14 protein-coding genes are annotated in these 18994 nt (G+C 58.2%); 8 read left to right on the forward strand and 6 right to left on the reverse strand.

Annotation, left to right across the window (positions count from 1 at the left end; genetic code table 11):
• Positions 1–9: 9 nt before the first annotated feature.
• On the forward strand, positions 10–909 hold the full coding sequence (locus tag AC1MEA_RS22830; RefSeq protein WP_219060174.1) for a hydroxymethylglutaryl-CoA lyase: 900 nt from the start codon (positions 10–12) through the stop codon (positions 907–909).
• A gap of 552 nt (positions 910–1461) precedes the next feature.
• Here the strand turns inward: AC1MEA_RS22830 and AC1MEA_RS22835 are convergent.
• Positions 1462–3141: an AMP-binding protein gene (locus AC1MEA_RS22835; protein WP_480417500.1), complete on the reverse strand. Its 1680-nt coding sequence runs from the start codon at positions 3139–3141 to the stop codon at positions 1462–1464.
• A gap of 271 nt (positions 3142–3412) precedes the next feature.
• Between AC1MEA_RS22835 and AC1MEA_RS22840 the strand changes: the two genes are divergently transcribed.
• The 5 genes from AC1MEA_RS22840 (at position 3413) to AC1MEA_RS22860 (ending at position 10399) form a co-directional block, all read left to right on the forward strand.
• Positions 3413–4576, forward strand: coding sequence for an isovaleryl-CoA dehydrogenase (locus AC1MEA_RS22840; RefSeq protein ID WP_219060176.1), 1164 nt, complete (start codon positions 3413–3415; stop codon positions 4574–4576).
• Positions 4577–4602: 26 nt separating this feature from the next.
• Positions 4603–6210, forward strand: coding sequence for a carboxyl transferase domain-containing protein (locus tag AC1MEA_RS22845; RefSeq protein ID WP_449633494.1), 1608 nt, complete (start codon positions 4603–4605; stop codon positions 6208–6210).
• 24 nt (positions 6211–6234) lie between these two features.
• Positions 6235–7071, forward strand: a complete 837-nt coding sequence (locus tag AC1MEA_RS22850) for a gamma-carboxygeranoyl-CoA hydratase (protein WP_449633495.1) — start codon at positions 6235–6237, stop codon at positions 7069–7071.
• Positions 7068–9041: an acetyl/propionyl/methylcrotonyl-CoA carboxylase subunit alpha gene (locus tag AC1MEA_RS22855; RefSeq protein WP_219060179.1), complete on the forward strand. Its 1974-nt coding sequence runs from the start codon at positions 7068–7070 to the stop codon at positions 9039–9041. The genes AC1MEA_RS22850 and AC1MEA_RS22855 overlap by 4 nt, the downstream gene beginning before the upstream one ends.
• Before the next feature lie 206 nt (positions 9042–9247).
• On the forward strand, positions 9248–10399 hold the full coding sequence (locus AC1MEA_RS22860; RefSeq protein ID WP_480918202.1) for a M14 family metallopeptidase: 1152 nt from the start codon (positions 9248–9250) through the stop codon (positions 10397–10399).
• A gap of 36 nt (positions 10400–10435) precedes the next feature.
• Here the strand turns inward: AC1MEA_RS22860 and AC1MEA_RS22865 are convergent, their stop codons facing one another.
• Entirely contained in the window at positions 10436–12328 is a 1893-nt protein-coding gene (locus AC1MEA_RS22865) for a propionyl-CoA synthetase (protein WP_480417501.1), read from the reverse strand.
• Between the two features lie 321 nt (positions 12329–12649).
• Here AC1MEA_RS22865 and AC1MEA_RS22870 point away from each other — a divergent pair, with 321 nt between their 5' ends.
• Together AC1MEA_RS22870 and AC1MEA_RS22875 are read left to right on the forward strand one after the other, a co-directional pair.
• Complete coding sequence (locus tag AC1MEA_RS22870) at positions 12650–13207, forward strand: TetR/AcrR family transcriptional regulator (RefSeq protein WP_480417502.1); 558 nt, start codon at positions 12650–12652, stop codon at positions 13205–13207.
• A gap of 20 nt (positions 13208–13227) precedes the next feature.
• Positions 13228–14544: a leucine-rich repeat-containing protein kinase family protein gene (locus AC1MEA_RS22875; protein WP_480918203.1), complete on the forward strand. Its 1317-nt coding sequence runs from the start codon at positions 13228–13230 to the stop codon at positions 14542–14544.
• On the opposite strand, the gene AC1MEA_RS22880 is transcribed toward AC1MEA_RS22875, so the two are convergent.
• The 4 genes from AC1MEA_RS22880 to AC1MEA_RS22895 form a co-directional block, all read right to left on the reverse strand.
• Entirely contained in the window at positions 14535–15479 is a 945-nt protein-coding gene (locus AC1MEA_RS22880; RefSeq protein ID WP_480417503.1) for a LysR family transcriptional regulator, read from the reverse strand. The genes AC1MEA_RS22875 and AC1MEA_RS22880 overlap by 10 nt on opposite strands.
• Before the next feature lie 114 nt (positions 15480–15593).
• Positions 15594–16913: an OprD family porin gene (locus tag AC1MEA_RS22885; RefSeq protein ID WP_219060184.1), complete on the reverse strand. Its 1320-nt coding sequence runs from the start codon at positions 16911–16913 to the stop codon at positions 15594–15596.
• A gap of 659 nt (positions 16914–17572) precedes the next feature.
• Complete coding sequence (locus AC1MEA_RS22890) at positions 17573–18619, reverse strand: Ldh family oxidoreductase (protein WP_219060185.1); 1047 nt, start codon at positions 18617–18619, stop codon at positions 17573–17575.
• Positions 18620–18723: 104 nt separating this feature from the next.
• Positions 18724–18912 (reverse strand): hypothetical protein, encoded by a 189-nt coding sequence (locus AC1MEA_RS22895; protein WP_219060186.1) that lies wholly within the window; start codon positions 18910–18912, stop codon positions 18724–18726.
• Between the last annotated feature and the right edge of the window lie 82 nt (positions 18913–18994).

The following is an 18994-nucleotide window of genomic DNA, read 5'->3' on the forward strand; positions in this document are numbered from 1 at the left end:
GGTGATGCCATGCCCCTGCCTCAACATGTACGCCTGGTAGAAGTCGGCCCTCGCGATGGCCTGCAAAATGAAGCCCAGCCCATCAGCGTCGCGGACAAGGTACAGCTGGTCGATGAACTGACCGCAGCAGGCCTGAGTTATATCGAAGTCGGCAGTTTTGTCTCGCCCAAATGGGTCCCACAAATGGCCGGTTCCGCCGAAGTCTTCGCCCAGATCCAGCGCAAGGCCGGCGTAACCTACGCCGCGCTGGCGCCCAACTTCAGGGGATTTGAAGACGCCCTCGCTGCGGGTGTCACAGAAGTCGCGGTATTCGCCGCCGCGTCTGAAGCATTCTCCCAGCGCAACATCAATTGCTCGATCAGCGAAAGCCTCGAACGTTTCGTCCCGATCATGGAGGCCGCCCGCCTGCACGGCATCCGTGTGCGCGGGTATGTCTCCTGTGTGCTCGGTTGCCCATACGAAGGCCAGGTCGCGCCGCAGCAGGTGGCCTCGGTCGCCAACGAGCTGTTCGCCATGGGCTGTTATGAAGTGTCTCTGGGCGACACCATCGGCACCGGTACACCCGGCGCGACCCGGACCTTGTTCGACGTGGTCGCCGGGCAGATACCTCGGGGCAAGCTGGCGGGCCACTTCCATGACACCTATGGGCAAGCGCTGGCCAATATCTACGCCAGCCTGCTTGAAGGGATTCAGGTGTTCGACAGCTCAATTGCCGGGCTCGGCGGATGCCCTTATGCCAAGGGCGCCAGCGGCAACGTCGCGACCGAAGACGTGCTGTACATGCTCAACGGCCTGGGGATTGATACCGGCATCGACATGGATCGCTTGATCGCAGCCGGTCAGCGCATCTGTGACGTGCTGGGGCGCCCTACCGGTTCGCGGGTCGCGAAGGTGCGTTTGGCGAGTTGAGTGTTACCGCTTGGAAAAATGGCGGGCGAAAACGGGTAACACGGAAACAATTACTGATAATTTTCAGGGATTACTTTGATAAGTATTTTTTCAAGCCATTGATTTTAAAGGACTTGATGAAGTTGGCACGGCTTCTGCTATAAGTTCCGTACAACAAAAATAAAAAACAAAGCAGTACCCAATAAAAACAATACGTATCGGCTCTGACATAACAAGAACAACACGGACAGAGACGCAGCTAATAGATTTTTTTGGAGTGGATAGCTTTTCAGGGGTTTCGACCCCGCGACCGGGCAGAGAACAATAAAACTACCTCAGGTAGCTCCCGAACTGGTTGGATCACGCAGGTGATGAAAGCGAGTCAGCGCTCAAAAAAATACGTTTGCTCTTGATCCTGAATGGGATCGACTAAAACAGCGGTAAAAGGGACAGGTCGCCAAAAACAAGAACAGGCCACCCTAAAACAATAAAAATGAGCATGCATAAAAACCTTGAAGGGGAGCCCAGGCTCCCCTTCGTGCTATCTGGCGTTTGCCAAACCCCATCAAGCCCCTACTTAACCGCCTTCAGCAATTCCTCGGTACTGATTTCCCGCATGCGAAATTTCTGAACCTTGCCCGTTACGGTCATGGGGAATTCGTCGACGAATTTGAAGTGACGCGGGGTTTTGTAATGGGCAATCCGATCTTTACACCAACCTTGCAATTCGAGCGCACTGACGACGTGCCCTGGGTGCAGCTTTATCCAGGCGACGATCTCTTCGCCATACTTGATATCCGGGATGCCGATCACCTGGACGTCCGCCACTGCGGGATGGGTGAAAAAGAACTCCTCCAGCTCGCGGGGATACACGTTCTCGCCGCCACGAATGATCATGTCCTTGTTGCGCCCGGCAATGCAGACGTAACCATTGTCGTCCATCGACGCCAGGTCGCCGGTGTGCATCCAGCCCGCTTGATCCAGCGCCTCGGTGGTGCCTTTCGGGTTGTTCCAATAGCCGAGCATCACGCTGTAACCACGGGTGCACAACTCTCCGATCTGGCCACGCGGGACGACACAACCGGTTTCGTCGATGATCTTGCTCTCGAGTTGCGGCTGGGTGCGGCCCACGGTCGTTACCCGCAGCTCAATACCATCCTCAGGCCCGGTCTGCAGCGACACCGGACTGGTTTCAGTCATGCCATAGGCGATCTGCACCTCCTTCATGTGCATCTCGCTGATCACCTTGCGCATGACCTCTATCGGGCAGGTCGCGCCAGCCATGATCCCGGTGCGCAGGCTGGACAGGTCAAATGCCTTGAGTTGCGGATGATCGAGCATGGCGATGAACATGGTTGGCACGCCATACAGCGCAGTAGCTCGCTCATCAGCCACGACGCGGAGGGTGAGCAAAGGGTCGAAACCGTCATTCGGGTAGATCATCGTTGCGCCGTGGGTCATGCAACCCAGGTTGCCCATGACCATACCGAAGCAGTGATACAGCGGCACAGGGATCACGACGCGGTCAGCAGCGCTCAGGCCAAGGCTTTCACCGACCATGTAACCGTTATTGAGGATGTTGTAGTGGCTGAGGGTCGCACCTTTGGGGAAACCGGTGGTACCGGAGGTGTACTGGATATTCACAGGGTGATCGAATTGCAGACAGCTCTGCCGCTCGTTCAGTTGCTCGACACTGACCTCGACTGCCAAAGGCGCCAACGCACTCCATGGAAGAAAGCCGGCTGGCGGCTGCTCATCGAGGCTAATCACCCCACGCAACTCCGGCAGGGACTCACTGCGCAATTGCCCTGCCGGGTAGTCGCACAATTCCGGTACCAGCGTGGCGAGCATGGCGTGGTAGTTCGAGGTCTTGAACGCTCCGGCGCAAATCAACCACTGACAGCCAGACTGCTTGAGCACGTACTCCAGCTCACTGGTGCGATACGCGGGATTGATATTGACCAGAATCACGCCCAGTTTGGCGCTGGCGAACTGAGTGATGCACCACTGCGCACAGTTCGGAGCCCAAACGCCAAGGCGGTCGCCCGCCCGCAAGCCCAGCGCCATCAGCGCCCGCGCATGCAGGTCTACCGCTTCGCCCAACTGCGCCCAGCTATAGCGCAGTTGCTGATGGCGCACGACCAATGCCTCGCCAAGAGGACATTTGGCGACAGTCTCGTCGAATGCCTGACCGATGGTCTGCGCCAACAGCGCCTTGTCCTGCCGGCCGCGAGAATAGCTAGGTTGAATCATGGACGGTCCCTTTTTATGTTTGTTTTGGGATCACAGCCGTATCGTCGTTTCGCCAGACACAGCCATCATAAAGGCCTTACTCTTCGAACAAGCCTACTTTGGCGCAAATTGACGTTAACGTAAAGGTCATGCCTACGAACGGATGTTGACAGGCAAAGCCCGACAGGTTTACGTTAACGTAAAGGTGAATAAGGCATTCACCATGCCACTCATTATTTTCAAGACCCCAACCCAGGGTTTGCACCCAACAATAATAGGAAAGGTATAAAGCATGAGCTACCCGAGCCTGAACTTCGCCCTCGGCGAAACCATCGACATGCTGCGCGACCAGGTTCAGGCCTTTGTCGCGGCAGAAATTTCGCCCCGTGCGGCGCAAATCGATAAAGACAATCTGTTCCCGGCTGACATGTGGCGCAAGTTCGGTGACATGGGTTTGCTCGGCATCACGGTCTCTGAGGAATACGGCGGCGCGGGCATGGGCTACCTGGCTCACGTCGTTGCGATGGAAGAAATCAGCCGTGGCTCGGCCTCAGTCGCCCTCTCCTACGGCGCTCACTCCAATCTGTGCGTGAACCAGATCAACCGCAACGGCAACCCCGAGCAGAAAGCCAAATACCTGCCCAAGCTGATCAGCGGCGAGCATGTTGGCGCCCTGGCCATGAGCGAACCTAATGCCGGCTCCGATGTGGTGTCGATGAAACTGCGCGCCGACAAGCGCGGCGATCATTACGTCCTCAATGGCAGTAAAACCTGGATCACCAACGGCCCGGATGCCAACACGTATGTGATCTACGCCAAGACTGACCTGGAAAAAGGCGCTCATGGCATCAGCGCGTTCATCGTGGAACGCGACTGGAAAGGATTTTCCCGCAGCAACAAATTCGACAAGCTCGGCATGCGGGGCTCCAACACCTGCGAGCTGTTTTTCGATGACGTCGAAGTGCCGGAAGAGAACCTGCTCGGCGTGCTGAACAGCGGCGTCAAAGTCTTGATGAGTGGCCTCGACTACGAGCGTGTCGTGCTTTCCGGTGGCCCTACCGGGATCATGCAAGCCTGCATGGACGTGGTGGTGCCCTACATTCACGACCGTAAACAGTTCGGCCAGAGCATCGGCGAATTCCAGCTGATTCAAGGCAAAGTCGCCGACATGTACACCCAGCTCAACGCCAGCCGCGCGTACCTGTATGCCGTGGCTCAAGCCTGTGAGCGCGGCGAAACCACGCGCAAGGATGCTGCCGGGGTGATCCTGTACAGCGCAGAATGCGCCACCAAAATGGCCCTGGACACCATCCAGATACTGGGCGGCAACGGCTACATCAATGAGTTTCCAGCCGGTCGCCTGCTGCGTGACGCCAAGCTGTATGAGATCGGCGCGGGCACCAGTGAAATCCGCCGCATGCTGATCGGTCGCGAGCTGTTCAACGAAACGCGCTGAGCCTATTTGATCTTTTGGAGTGCCTCATGGCCATCCTGCACACCCAAATCAACACGCGCTCGCCCGAATTCGCAGTCAACGGCGCAGCGATGCTGGAACACGTCAAAGGCTTGCGAAAGTTGCTCGCCCAGGTTCATCAGGGCGGCGGGCCTAAAGCCCAGGAGCGCCACACGTCGCGCGGCAAACTGCTGCCCCGCGAACGGATCAACCGTTTACTCGATGCCGGCTCACCTTTTCTTGAAATCGGCCAACTGACGGCTTATGAGGTGTATGGCGAAGACGTCCCCGCGGCAGGTTTGATCGTCGGCATCGGCCGGGTCGAAGGCGTCGAATGCATGATCGTCGCCAACGACGCCACAGTAAAAGGCGGCTCTTACTATCCGCTGACGGTGAAAAAACACCTGCGTGCGCAAACCATCGCGCAACAAAATCGCTTGCCGTGTATCTATCTGGTCGACTCCGGTGGCGCCAACCTGCCACGTCAGGATGAAGTGTTCCCGGACCGCGAGCACTTCGGGCGGATTTTCTTCAATCAGGCAAACATGAGCGCCGTGGGCATCCCGCAAATTGCCGTCGTCATGGGCTCGTGCACAGCAGGCGGCGCCTACGTCCCAGCCATGGCCGATGAAGCGATCATGGTTCGCCAACAGGCGACGATTTTCCTCGCCGGCCCACCGCTGGTGAAAGCTGCGACCGGTGAAGTGGTCAGCGCCGAGGACCTGGGCGGTGCCGATGTGCACTGCAAGATCTCCGGGGTTGCCGATCATTACGCCGAAAGTGATGAACATGCCCTGGCCTTGGCCCGACGCAGCATCGCCAACCTCAACTGGCGTAAACAGGGTGAACTCAACGCCCTGACCCCCATCGCCCCGCTGTATGGCGCCGACGAGTTGTACGGGGTGATCCCGGCTGATGCGAAGCAACCGTTCGATGTGCGCGAAGTGATTGCGCGCCTGGTGGACGGCTCAGTGTTCGATGAATTCAAGGCCTTGTTCGGGACCACGCTGGTCTGCGGCTTTGCCCATCTGCACGGCTATCCCATCGCGATCCTGGCCAACAACGGCATCCTGTTCGCTGAATCTGCGCAGAAAGGCGCGCACTTCATCGAGCTGGCCTGCCAACGCGGCATCCCGTTGTTGTTTCTGCAGAACATCACCGGTTTCATGGTCGGCCAGAAGTACGAAGCCGGCGGCATCGCCAAGCACGGTGCCAAGCTGGTCACCGCCGTAGCCTGCGCCAAGGTGCCGAAGTTCACGGTCATCATCGGCGGCAGTTTTGGCGCGGGTAACTACGGCATGTGTGGCCGCGCCTACGACCCGCGGTTTCTCTGGATGTGGCCCAACGCCCGGATCGGTGTGATGGGCGGCGAACAAGCCGCAGGTGTACTGGTGCAGGTCAAGCGCGAGCAAGCCGAACGCAGCGGCCACACATTCAGCGCTGAGCAGGAAGCCGAGATCAAGCAACCGATTCTCGATCAGTATGAGCATCAGGGTCATCCTTATTACTCCAGCGCCCGCTTGTGGGACGACGGTGTAATCGACCCCGCGCAAACCCGGGACATCCTTGCCCTGGCCTTGTCCGCATCGCTGAATGCGCCTATCGAGCCAAGCACATTCGGTGTGTTCCGGATGTAACCGGGCCGCGCCAACGGAGTGAACATGACTGATTTCCACACGGTTGAATTGCACACCGATCCTCGGGGCTTCGCCACGCTCTGGCTGAACCGCGCGGACAAGAACAACGCTTTCAATGCCCAGATGATTCGCGAGCTGATCATCGCCCTGGATGATGTGCAAGCCGACACTCGCCTGCGCTTCATGGTGATCCGTGGCCGGGGCAAGCACTTCAGTGCAGGGGCCGACCTGGCCTGGATGCAGCAATCGGCGAACCTGGATTACAACACCAACCTCGACGATGCCCGCGAGCTGGCCGAGCTGATGTACAACCTGGCCAAATTGAAGATCCCGACCTTGGCGGTCGTGCAAGGCGCGGCCTATGGCGGCGCATTGGGTCTGATCAGTTGCTGTGACATGGCCATCGGTACCGAAGATGCGCAGTTCTGCCTGTCGGAAGTGCGCATTGGCCTGGCCCCGGCGGTGATCAGCCCCTTCGTGGTGCAAGCCATCGGTGAGCGTGCGGCACGTCGTTACGCCCTGACTGCCGAACGTTTCAGTGGTGTGCGCGCACGTGAAATCGGCCTGCTTGCCGAGTGTTACCCAGCTGCCGAGTTCGAGCAGCAGATCGATCAGTGGATCGACAATCTGCTGCTCAACAGCCCGCAAGCAATGCGTGCGAGTAAAGACCTGCTGCGTGAAGTAGGTAACGGCGCACTGACCCCTGCCCTGCGTCGTTATTGCGAAAACGCCATTGCCCGTATCCGCGTCAGCCCTGAAGGCCAGGAAGGCTTGCGCGCCTTTCTGGAAAAACGCGCACCGGCCTGGCAGTCCGAACAGGCTGACGCCGCTCAATCCCATAAAAAGGAGCCGCGCCCATGAGCGCCTCGCAGACCCCTACACCCCTGCTGACCCGCATTCTGGTCGCCAACCGAGGCGAAATTGCCTGCCGCATCATGCGCACCGCCAAGGCGCTTGGACTGACCACCGTTGCCGTACACAGCGCCACTGATCGCGATGCACGACACAGCCGCGAAGCCGACATTCGTGTCGATCTGGGCGGGAGCAAGGCGGCCGACAGCTATTTGCTGATCGACAAATTGATCGCTGCGGCCAAGGCCAGCGGCGCTCAGGCGATCCATCCCGGTTATGGCTTTTTGTCTGAAAACGCAGGGTTTGCCCGCGCCATCGAAAACGCTGGATTGATTTTCCTCGGGCCACCCGCCTCTGCCATCGACGCGATGGGCAGTAAATCCGCTGCCAAGGCCCTGATGGAAGACGCGGGCGTGCCTCTGGTGCCGGGTTATCACGGCGAAGCACAAGACGTCGCAACCTTCAGCGCCGCCGCTGAGCGCATCGGGTACCCGGTATTGCTCAAAGCCACGGCAGGCGGCGGTGGCAAAGGCATGAAGGTGGTGGAACAGGTCAGTGAAATGGCCGAAGCCCTGGCCTCGGCCCAGCGTGAAGCACAGTCATCGTTCGGTGACTCGCGGATGCTGGTGGAGAAATACCTGCTCAAGCCGCGTCACGTCGAAATCCAGGTGTTTGCCGATCAGCACGGCAACTGCCTGTACCTTAATGAGCGCGATTGCTCGATCCAGCGCCGCCATCAAAAAGTCGTTGAAGAAGCCCCTGCTCCAGGTCTGAGCCCAGAGCTGCGCCGCGCCATGGGTGAATCGGCGGTGCGTGCCGCTCAAGCCATTGGTTATGTCGGCGCAGGCACGGTGGAGTTTCTGCTGGACTCTCGCGGCGAATTCTTCTTTATGGAGATGAACACTCGCCTGCAAGTTGAACACCCGGTCACCGAAGCGATCACCGGGCTGGACCTGGTGGCCTGGCAGATTCGCGTAGCCCAGGGCGAGGCGCTGCCGATCACTCAAGCGCAGGTGCCGCTGATCGGGCATGCCATCGAAGTGCGGCTGTACGCCGAAGACCCCGCCAACGATTTCTTGCCGGCGACCGGCACACTGGACATCTACCGCGAACCCGCTGCGGGCCCCGGTCGACGCGTGGACAGCGGCGTAGCCGAGGGCGACAGCGTGTCGCCCTTCTACGACCCGATGCTCGGCAAACTGATCGCCTGGGGTGAGAACCGCGAGCAGGCACGTCTGCGTTTGCTGGCCATGCTTGATGAGTTCGCCATCGGTGGGCTGAAAACCAACCTGGCGTTCTTGCGCCGCATCGTCGCTCATCCTGCGTTCGCAGCGGCGGAGCTCGATACCGGGTTTATTCCACGTTATCAGGAACAGTTGCTGCCACCCGCCGGAGAGTTATCGGCAGCGTTCTGGCAAGCCGCTGGCGAGGCCTTCAGCCAAAGCCAGCCAGCCTCTATTCGTCAGGACGACCTTCATTCACCTTGGGCCAGCCACAACGGTCTGCGTGCCGGGCTGCCGACAGAAATCGACCTGCACTTGAGCTGCAATGGCCAGAAGCAAGTGATCCAGCTGCGCAACAGCAGCGCCTCGCTGGCTGAGCTACGGGGCGAGCAACTGCTGATCGAACACGATGGCGTGCGCCGTCAGCACTTGGCGATCCGCCGGGGCGACACCCTGTATCTGCATTGGCAAGGCGAGCTGCACACGATCAAACGCCTCGATCCGATTGCAGAGGTTGAGGCCAGCCACAGCCATCAGGGCGGTCTGACCGCGCCAATGAACGGCAGCATCGTGCGAGTGCTGGTCGAAGTCGGTCAAACCGTCGACGCGGGAGCGCAGTTGGTGGTGCTGGAGGCCATGAAGATGGAACACAGTATCCGCGCCCCCCATGCTGGAATAGTCAAGGCGCTGTATTGCGTCGAAGGCGAGATGGTCAGCGAAGGCGCGGCACTGGTGGAATTGGATGAAGCAAAATAAACTTTGACATGCGAATGATAATTGTTATTATTGGCGCCGTTGATCGCAAGATCAACCCGATAACCCAGAAGCCTTAGGTCGGCTTCCGGATTATCTCCTCATCAGGCTAATCACGGTTTTTGACCCGGCTTTTTGCCGGGTCTTTTTTTTGGTTTCTTTCTGATGGGTGTACAGTACCGGCACGAATTGGTACCGCCGTACAGGACATAACCGTGACTCAGACCCCTCTCAAAATCAGCGCTGATTTCGACAGCGGCAATATTGAAGTACTCGACGCCAGCAACCCTTCTAACGTAAGACTGGCGATCCGTCCCGACACTCAAAGCCCCCATCTGCAATGGTTTCACTTCAAGGCCGAACACCTGCACGTGGGCCAAAGCCATGCCTTCAGCCTGACCAACGCCAGCCAGTCCAGCTACAACCGCGCCTGGAGCGGTTATCAGGCAGTGGCCTCTTACGATCATGAACACTGGTTTCGTGTGCCAACAACATTCGACGGCGCGGCCCTGAACTTCAGCCTTGTGCCGACCGAGTCTCAGGTGTATTTCGCCTACTTCGAGCCCTATAGCCGCGCACGTCATGACTGGCTGATCGAGCAGGCCATCAACAAAGCCGGCACCGAGCTGATCGCCATCGGCAAAAGCGTCGAAGGTCGCGACATCCAACTGTTGCGCAAAGGTGACGGTGCTGTCGGCAAGCGCAAGGTCTGGATCATCGCCCAGCAACACCCGGGCGAACACATGGCCGAATGGTTCATGGAAGGCCTGATCGAGCGTTTGCAGGAAAAAGACGACCCTGTCATGACGCAACTGCTGGCTGCCGCCGATCTGTATCTGGTGCCGCACATGAACCCTGACGGCTCATTCCACGGTCATCTGCGCACCAACGCCAAGGGCAAAGACCTGAATCGGGCCTGGCAGGATTCCAGTCGGGAACTGAGCCCTGAAGTGTTTTTCGTCCAGCAGCAGATGGAGAAATACGGCGTCGACCTGTTCCTTGATATCCACGGCGATGAAGAAATTCCCTACGTCTTTGCCGCAGCGTGTGAAGGCAATCCCGGCTACACCCCGCAACAGCAGCAACTGGAAGAACACTTCCGCCGCCACTTGAGCGAAATCACCAAGGATTTCCAGACCCGCTACGGCTACCCGCGCAGCAGCCCCGGCCAAGCCAACATGAACCTGGCCTGCAACAGCGTCGGTGAACGTTATAAGTGCCTGGCACTGACCCTGGAGATGCCGTTCAAGGACAACGATGACGCGCCTGACCTCGTCACCGGTTGGTCAGGCAAGCGCTCGAAACACCTGGCCAAAGATGTCCTGACCACCGTGTCGGAAATGGTCTCGGTCCTGCGCTGAGTCGACGGCCCCTTCAGGCAAGCCTGTTCTTGGGGTTTATGTTGCTTTCAACGCAGCAGCAATCTCCCCGAGAATAGCCGGATCATCAATCGTCGACGGCGGAGTGAAGTCCTCGCCGTCAGCGATTTTTCGTAAAACACCGCGCAGTATTTTGCCAGAGCGGGTTTTGGGCAAGCGCTTGACCACGACCACTCGCTGCAAACACGCCAGGGCACCTATTCTCTCGCGCACCAGCGCCACCATTTCGCTGCGCAACTGCTCGGCACTTTCGCTGACGCCGTCCTTGAGCACGATCATGCCCAGCGGCACCTGACCCTTGATTTCGTCATGCACGCCGATCACCGCACACTCGGCCACGGCGGGATGCTGGCTGACCACGTCCTCCATCTCCCCGGTAGACAGCCTATGACCCGCGACGTTAATCACATCATCCGTGCGGCCCATGATGTACACGAAACCATTTTCGTCCACATACCCCCCATCACCCGTGTGGTAATAGCCAGGAAAGGTCTGCAGATAAGCTTCCAGGTAGCGTGTGTGGTCATTCCATAGCGTCTGGCTGCACCCCGGCGGCAATGGCAAGGCGATGACGATAGAGCCTTGCTGACCCGGCGCGAGCAATCGGCCCTCCTCATCCACCACCTTGACGTTATAACCCGGCACGGCGCGATTGCTTGAGCCGGGTGCCGGGCTGTGGCCTTCAAGACCGACGCACGGCGCAGTCACCGGCCAACCGGTTTCAGTCTGCCACCAATGATCGAGTACCGGCTTGCCAGTCAGCTGTTCCAGCCAGTGATGCGTGCTGGAGTCGAGCTTTTCCCCTGCCAAAAACAACTGTCGCAGCGAACTCAGGTCGCGGTTCTTGATCAACTCGCCGTCAGGATCTTCCTTGCGAATCGCGCGCATGGCAGTCGGGGCACAGAACAAGGCGTTGACCTTATATTCTTCGATCACCCGCCAATACGCACCGGCGTCCGGCGTACGGATCGGCTTGCCCTCATACAGGACAGTGGTGCAACCGCACATCAGCGGTCCGTAGACGATCAGGGTATGGCCTACCACCCAGCCAACATCGGAGATGCCCCACCAGACATCGCCCGGTTGCATCCCGTAGATATGGCTCATGGTGAAGGTCAGTGCGACTGCGTTGCCGCCGTTTTCGCGAACGATGCCTTTGGGTCGGCCGGTGGTGCCCGAGGTGTACATGATGTACAGCGGGTCTGTGCTGGCGACGGGCACCGGATCGACCGGTTGCACACCGACCAGGGCTGCGTTCCAGTCCAGGTCGCGGCCCTTCTGCAACTGTGCCTGAACCTGCGGGCGTTGCAGCACCAGAACATGGCTCGGCTGATGGCGCGCCAGTTCCAGGGCTTTGTCCACCAAGGGTTTGTATTCAATGACCCGGTCGAACTCCAGCCCGCACGAAGCCGTCAGCAGCAGTTTGGGTTTGGAATCGTCGATGCGCAGCGCCAGTTCATGGGCTGCAAAACCGCCGAACACCACGGAGTGGATTGCGCCGAGTCGGGCGCAGGCCAGCATCGCCATGGCCGCCTGGGGAACCATCGGCATATAGATGATTACGCCGTCGCCCTTCCCCACGCCCAATTGGCGGAGCAAACCCGCCAACCGCGCCACTTCGTCACGCAGTTCGTTATAGCTGTAGCGCACCTTGCTGTGGCTGACGGGCGAATCATAGATCAGTGCCGTCTGTTCGCCACGGCCCTGCTCGATCTGAAAGTCGAGCGCCAGGTAGCTGCTATTGAGCTGACCGTCGGCGAACCAGCGATGCGTGCCGTCAGCCAGGGTTTGCAGAGTCTGTCGAGGTGCCTGATACCAAGCCACGTTGCGCGCCTGTAGCGCCCAGAAAGTCTCGGGATCGGCGATAGAATGGTCGTAATGCTGCTGATAGTTCTTCTGTTGCTGGTTCATCGGCATCCCTGTGATTGTTCTTATTGAGGGCTTAACGAGAAAGGGCCTACATCTATGAACGTAGCAGATGCACAGCGAAAAACAGCTACGACTTTTGTAGGCCACGCGGCCCTGTGACAGGACGCAGGCATTGGCCGAATGCAGGACCCACACATCCAGCAGCGCCGGCATCGGTGTGACGAACTGTCGAGTGCGGGTACTGCAAAGGATGGGACATGAGTACACTCTCCAATAAAGCACACCACTAAAGTTAAAAATTAGCTTTTGTGAGTGAGCAACGCGATCCCGCTCAAAGAAAATTATGTGTGTCAGGTCTGCCGTATGGCTATTAAAGAAGGTATTCGCACGGGAGGCCGCAGCGCCCGTGTTCAACAATCAATCCACACGGCCATCCGTGACCTGCTGCTCGAACACGACCGTTCGATGCTCAGTGTCCCACTGATTGCTGCCCGTGCCGGTGTCACGCCCTCAACCATTTACCGGCGCTGGGGTGACCTGACCACGCTGCTTGCAGACGCAGCGGTCGAGCGTTTGCGTCCGGACATCCCGGTCAATTGCGGCAACCTGCGCGAAGACCTGCAAACGTGGACCGAGCAGTACCTGGACGAAATGAGTTCAGCCCCGGGTCGGGAACTGATGCGTGACGTCGTGGCCAGCAGCGCGGCAACCTGCTCTGGAAAATGCTCCGCCATCGCTCGTGACCAATTACAAATCATCATTGAACGCGCGCTTGCCCGTGGTGAACCGACTCCACCGGCCGAAGAGTTGATGGACGCCATCGTTGCGCCAATGGTGTATCGCATCCTCTACGCCGAAGCTCCGCCAAGCCTGGAGCGAATGCACCAATTGATCGACATCTGCCTCGCGCGGCAGGATTGATGATGATGATCGACAATCAAATTCACACCCTTGAGCGTCTGCGCGCTGGAAAACTTGCGGGCATCACCCGGCTTGATCTGTCCTGCGGGCTGACCGAGTTTCCTGTGGAGATTTTCGACCTAGCGGACTCGCTGGAGGTGCTCAATCTGACAGGCAATGCATTGAGCCGCCTGCCGGAAGATCTGTACCGCCTGAAGCACCTGCGCGTGTTGTTCTGCTCGGAAAACAGGTTCACCGAGCTGCCGGCCAGTATAGGTCAGTGCCTGCAGCTGCAAATCGTCGGGTTCAAGGCCAATCAGATCCGCGACGTTCCGGCTCAGGCGCTGCCGCCCTTGTTGCGCTGGCTTATCCTGACGGACAACTGCATTGAGGCCCTGCCCGACGCACTCGGCGCCTGCAGTGCCTTGCAAAAATTGATGCTGGCGGGCAATCGCTTGCAGCAGTTACCTGAGAGTCTGGCGGCCTGCGAGCAGCTTGAGCTGGTGCGTATCGCCGCCAACCGCCTGACTGAATTACCCGACTGGTTGTTGAAACTGCCTGCACTTGCCTGGCTGGCCTACGCCGGAAACCCGCTGGCCGTAAGCCCCGCTGAAACGCCCATCCGCCAGATCCCGTGGGAGCATCTTCAGGTACAGCAACAACTGGGCGAAGGCGCTTCCGGGGTGATTCAACAAGCCCTGTGGCAACGTCAGGAGAACCAGTCCACGCCTGTGGCAATCAAGCTCTACAAGGGCAGCATCACCAGTGACGGCTCCCCGCTCAACGAAATGTCTGCCTGCATTGCTGCGGGGATTCACCCACAGCTGATCGAAGTCCAGGGGCAGATCGCTGAACACCCACAGGCACAGGTTGGTCTGGTGATGCAATTGATCGCCCCCAGCTTCAGCAACCTCGCTGGCCCACCCAGCCTGGAGTCCTGCACCCGCGACATCTATGCCTCAGGCACCCGGTTTTCCCTGACCGTCGCCCTGCGCCTGGCCTGCGGCATCGCCTCGGTTGCTGAGCATCTGCATGCAGGCGGTATCTGCCACGGCGACCTGTACGGGCACAATATCTTGTGGGACGAGGACGGCGATTGCCTGCTCGGCGATTTCGGCGCAGCGTCGTTTTATCCGACAGCCAACACCGCTCAAGCGCAGGCACTGGAACGCGTTGAAGTCAGGGCTTTCGGGATCCTGCTGGGTGAATTGCTGGCGCGTTGCGATCCAGCACCTGCCGAGTGGCTACTCGACCTGAAAAGCCGATGCACGCATCCCGACGTACTGGCAAGGCCGTCGTTTGCGCAGGTTCATGGCGAGTTGCGGGCCTGTGACACGGTGCAGTGCATTCACCCCTGAAGCTGCTGCACAGCGTCACGGGTCATACCCATGCCGAGCGAGCCCCGCTCCATCTCGGCAAAACACTCGCTCACCCAATCGACGAACACCCGAACTCGCGGGGACATGTGGCGGTTGTGCGGATACAGGACCGACACGGGCATAGGTGGCGGCGGGCACTGGGGTAAAACTTCACGCAACACGTCTTCGGACAGTTGCTGAGCAACCCGATAGCGCGGCACCTGGATGATGCCAATGCCGGCAACCGCCGACGCGGCGTAGATTTCGGCGCCAAACACCGCGACGCGACCCTCGAGCCGGACCTCCTGGCATTGCCCGTCAACCATAAACTCGAAGGGGTAAGGTTTGCCGGTGGTTCTGGAGACATAGTTCACGCCCGTGTGAGTCGCAAGGTCCCTCACCTGTTTCGGCACCCCGTATTTGCGCAGGTACGCCGGGCTTGCACAGGTCACCTGCTCCAGCATCGCGATACGACGTCCGATCAACGACGAATCGCTGAGGTTGCCGGCCCGCACCACGCAATCCACACCCTCCTGAACCAGGTCCACCAATCGATCAGCTTCGCTCAGGGTCAGTTGAATATCAGGGTAACGTGCCATGAAGTCCGGCAAGGCTGGCACCACGAAGTACCGTGCCAACGTACCGTGCAGGTTGATCCGCAGCATGCCTTTGGGCGCGACGCTGCGGAACGCATGCTCGGCATCTTCCAGTTCCGCCAGTAAATGGATGCATCGCGCGTAGTAGGCCTCCCCGTCAAGGGTAGGTTTGACCCTGCGCGTGCTGCGCTCCAGCAAGCGAGTGCCAAGCCAGGCTTCCAGTTGGTTGAGGCTGTGAGTCAGCGTCGCACGCGGCAGGGTCAAGTCTTCGGCAGCCAATGTGAAGCTGCTGCGCTCATAGATACGCACGAAGATTTTCATCGCCTTGACCTGATCCATCGCGGCCCTCGTCAATTGTTGGCGTTTTTTGAACAGTCCTGCGAATTTAGCATGAGCCCGCCTTGTTCTGTCGAAGTGGCTGGACAAGGCGGCGTCGAAGCCGAGGACGATGCCTTATATAAGAGGAATGCTGTAGCTGACGATAAAGCGGTTTTCATCTTTATCGCTTGCATCGTTGCCTCGAAGCACCGCACTGCGCCACGTAAAGCCCAGCCCCTTGAGGCTGCCTTGAGGGATCACATAGTCGATGCGAAAGTCATGCTCCCATTCGCTATTTTGCTTGTTGAGCGCTTGAATATGCTGACCGTTCCAGTAGGTGTAACTTGTCTTTAAACCCGGTAAGCCGAGGGTCGAAAAGTCGTAGGCATACGCGGCCATTGACGTGTCTTCGCCTGCATTGACGAAGCGCAGAACCTGCGAATTGGTGATCAAGTAAGGAGAGCGACCCTGGTCCTGGTTAATATGAGGGAAGTCACTACGCCCGCTCGTTTGCTGATAGCCAACGCTGATGGAATGGCCTTGCAGGCTATACGTGAACAGGCTGCTCCACAGGCGGTTGTCTACTTCGCCCTTGCCAATACCTTGACCATAATAACCCGCACTGACATAACCTTGATCACGGCCTGAAGCGCTGGCATTTTCACCGTCTGAGGTGCTATAGAAATAACGCAAGTCTGTTTTCAGCTGACCGACGGGCAGTTGCCATTGGTGAACCAATCCCAAAAAGTGTTGCTGATAAAAATCTTTCAAGCCGCCATAGTAGTATTGCAGTTGCAATTGCTGAGTGGCTTGATAATCGACCCCACCGTAATAGAACTGATTACTGAATTTCCCCGTATCCGGGTTATTTGCGCCCGCAATCGACATCCCCTGGGTATTTGAGGAGTTGCGATCAGCCACCTGCCTTATATCGCCCACGGTAAAATTTAAATGTTCAAACTCTTTTGATTCTACTTGCCAGCCCTCAAAGGTTTCCGGCAATAAGCGCCCATCGTTATACGTCAAAACAGGCAGTTTCGGGAGCAACGTGCCGACCTTTAACTGAGTCTGGGACACGCGAAACTTGGCGGTCGCCCCCAGCCGGCCGTAATCATTAACCGCTTCTCCGTTGCTGTCCAAAGGAAATACACTTCCCGGGGTGTGATCCTCTCCCTTTTTACCCGCACGTCCTGCGGCGTCTAACCGCAGGCCATACAAGCCCAGCACATCCAAACCAACCCCTATCGGTCCCTGAGTGAAACCTGACTGGTAATTAAGAATGAAACCCTGGCCCCACTCACGGTCAGAAGGTGCCTTTGCATTACGCGTGTCTTGGTTAAAGTAAAAGTTACGTAGGTCAAGTGAGGCTTTGCTGTCCTCAATGAATCCGGCTGCATGCGCTTGCTGTGCGACACCCAGAGCCATGACCAGCGTGAGGTAAGTTTTATTGCACATCGTTGTCTCCGATCGGCAGTGCTAATGCGAGGCTAACGCCCGTCCTAGAGGGGTTGCGGCGTTGAGTGGCGGCAATTTAAAGGATTTTGTTTATTCTTAACAAGAATGAATTATTATTTTTTTATCTACTTTTGGAATATAGCCTCTCTACATCCTGGAGCCTTTTATGAGGATGTCTGCGCGAACTCATTCCTCACGGACGCCTGCCAGCGACACATCGTGGTTCCTGACAATAAGGGGTGATCGCCACGCCGATTGGGCTGCACCCCTTTATCGCCGGGGTCTCGGGAGATCAGATCGGGGAAGGAAAGAGGCCGGTCGTTACACGTTAACGGATCGTATTTGAAGTAAAGTAGCCCTCCAGCCACTGACTCCAGGTAAAGGAATTACAGGTTGGCGAAACAAAGAATTGCTCTTCATATCCACGTGTCAAGACTACAAAAGTTATAGCCATTCCAGATGAAATCAACGGTCGCCGATGCAACTTTCCCTGCGGCAAACGTCGTCCTGGAGGACTGTAACTAGAGCCAGACTTTATCCAGCGCTCATAAACCAATGCGTGTGGCAAAGTTGCCTGAGAATGGACTCGCGCGGTGTATCTGACGCGAGCCTCCACAGGCAAGCCTGCTGCAGGTCTAAAACCGCTGTAAGGTCAGGGTTTAACCCTGTACCCCGGCCAACTCCCGCAACCGAGTCAGTTCAGCCACAGGAATATCGATGCCATGGACCAACGCCTTGGCGCGCTGCAGGTAGCGGCGGTCGCCAGGCATGCGCTCCTGACCGACGTCATGCATCCGCCGGACCAGTTCCTCACTGCGCTCGGCAAAGTTCTGCCCGGAACCCTTGTTCGGATCAATCACGATAAACAACTGGCCCGTCCAGGGTGTCTGCGCACCGGGATGCTTGGACCAGTCGAACTCGAACGAGAAATTACCGCCCGTGAGGCCTGCGGCGAGCAACTCGACCATCATCGACAAGGCTGAGCCCTTATAGCCGCCGAAGGGCAGCAACGCACCACCGTCAAGGATCGCCTTGGGATCCTCGGTCGGCAGCCCGGCGCGGTCCACACCCATGCCCGGCGGCAGCATCGCGCCCTTGCGAGCAGCGATCTGCACGTCACCGTTGGCAATAGCACTGGTGGCCAGATCGAACACGATCGGGTCACCACCTGCCCTGGGTGCGGCAAATGCAATGGGATTAGTGCCGAACAGCGGTCGCTGTGCCCCATGGGGCACCACGCACGTCATGCTGTTGACCACGCTCAACGCCACCAGCCCCTCACGAGCGAACGGCTCGACATCGGGCCACAGTGCTGCGAAATGGTGCGAACTGCGAATCGCCAGAATGGCGATCCCCGCGCTCTTGGCCTTTTCCACCAGCAACGGTCTGGCAGCCGCCAATGCCGGTTGAGCGAAGCCATTAGCCGCATCAACCCGGATAAATGCCGCGCCGACATCCTCGACTTTTGGCACTGCTTTGCCGTCGACCCAGCCGCTGGCCAGGGACGAAAGGTAACCGGGAATTCTGAAAATGCCGTGGCTATGGGAACCGTCACGCTCAGCGCTGGCACAGTTTTCAGCCAACACACTTGCCACTTCCGGCGAGGTGCCGTTGCGCAGGAAAACCTGGCGCAGCAACTCGACCAACTCAGGAAAAGAAATGTTTCGCGTCTCTACGTGGGCCGCGGTATCGCTGGATGCAGACATTTTAAACTCCGGTATATTTTTTTTGAGGGAGGTAATGACGTTCTTCATTGATCCCGCGCGCTGGCTCAAGCAGGTATTGAGCCAGCCTGAGCGTCACAGTGTAATCAGGGCTTGACCTTGCGCCGCATGAACCCGTTGATGATCACCACCAGCACCGCGACCGAGATGGCGATGTACTGAAAGGTCTTCTCGGTGATCACACCAATGTTCTGCAAGTGCGACAAGCCCAACATGATCCCCAGTACCACCAGGGCGATCAGAATCGAATACGTCAAACGCTGTTTGTTAGTCATTACGGCTTCCTGAATACCTGTAGAAATCATCTGCTTTGCGCAAATGCGAGCCCATGGTAACGCTGATGACTCGCAGACGGCA

The organism is Pseudomonas sp. ASL8 (genome assembly GCF_056680355.1).

What these genes read in the sequence shown, in the direction of transcription:
- AC1MEA_RS22840 (WP_219060176.1), top strand. Translation starts at nt 3,413, where the DNA reads ATGAGCTACCCGAGCCTGAACTTCGCCCTCGGCGAAACCATCGACATG.
- AC1MEA_RS22845 (WP_449633494.1), top strand. Translation starts at nt 4,603, where the DNA reads ATGGCCATCCTGCACACCCAAATCAACACGCGCTCGCCCGAATTCGCA.
- AC1MEA_RS22870 (WP_480417502.1), top strand. Translation starts at nt 12,650, where the DNA reads ATGGCTATTAAAGAAGGTATTCGCACGGGAGGCCGCAGCGCCCGTGTT.
- AC1MEA_RS22855 (WP_219060179.1), top strand. Translation starts at nt 7,068, where the DNA reads ATGAGCGCCTCGCAGACCCCTACACCCCTGCTGACCCGCATTCTGGTC.
- AC1MEA_RS22895 (WP_219060186.1), bottom strand. Translation starts at nt 18,912, where the DNA reads ATGACTAACAAACAGCGTTTGACGTATTCGATTCTGATCGCCCTGGTG.
- AC1MEA_RS22835 (WP_480417500.1), bottom strand. Translation starts at nt 3,141, where the DNA reads ATGATTCAACCTAGCTATTCTCGCGGCCGGCAGGACAAGGCGCTGTTG.
- AC1MEA_RS22850 (WP_449633495.1), top strand. Translation starts at nt 6,235, where the DNA reads ATGACTGATTTCCACACGGTTGAATTGCACACCGATCCTCGGGGCTTC.
- AC1MEA_RS22890 (WP_219060185.1), bottom strand. Translation starts at nt 18,619, where the DNA reads ATGTCTGCATCCAGCGATACCGCGGCCCACGTAGAGACGCGAAACATT.
- AC1MEA_RS22880 (WP_480417503.1), bottom strand. Translation starts at nt 15,479, where the DNA reads ATGGATCAGGTCAAGGCGATGAAAATCTTCGTGCGTATCTATGAGCGC.
- AC1MEA_RS22885 (WP_219060184.1), bottom strand. Translation starts at nt 16,913, where the DNA reads ATGTGCAATAAAACTTACCTCACGCTGGTCATGGCTCTGGGTGTCGCA.
- AC1MEA_RS22830 (WP_219060174.1), top strand. Translation starts at nt 10, where the DNA reads ATGCCCCTGCCTCAACATGTACGCCTGGTAGAAGTCGGCCCTCGCGAT.
- AC1MEA_RS22865 (WP_480417501.1), bottom strand. Translation starts at nt 12,328, where the DNA reads ATGAACCAGCAACAGAAGAACTATCAGCAGCATTACGACCATTCTATC.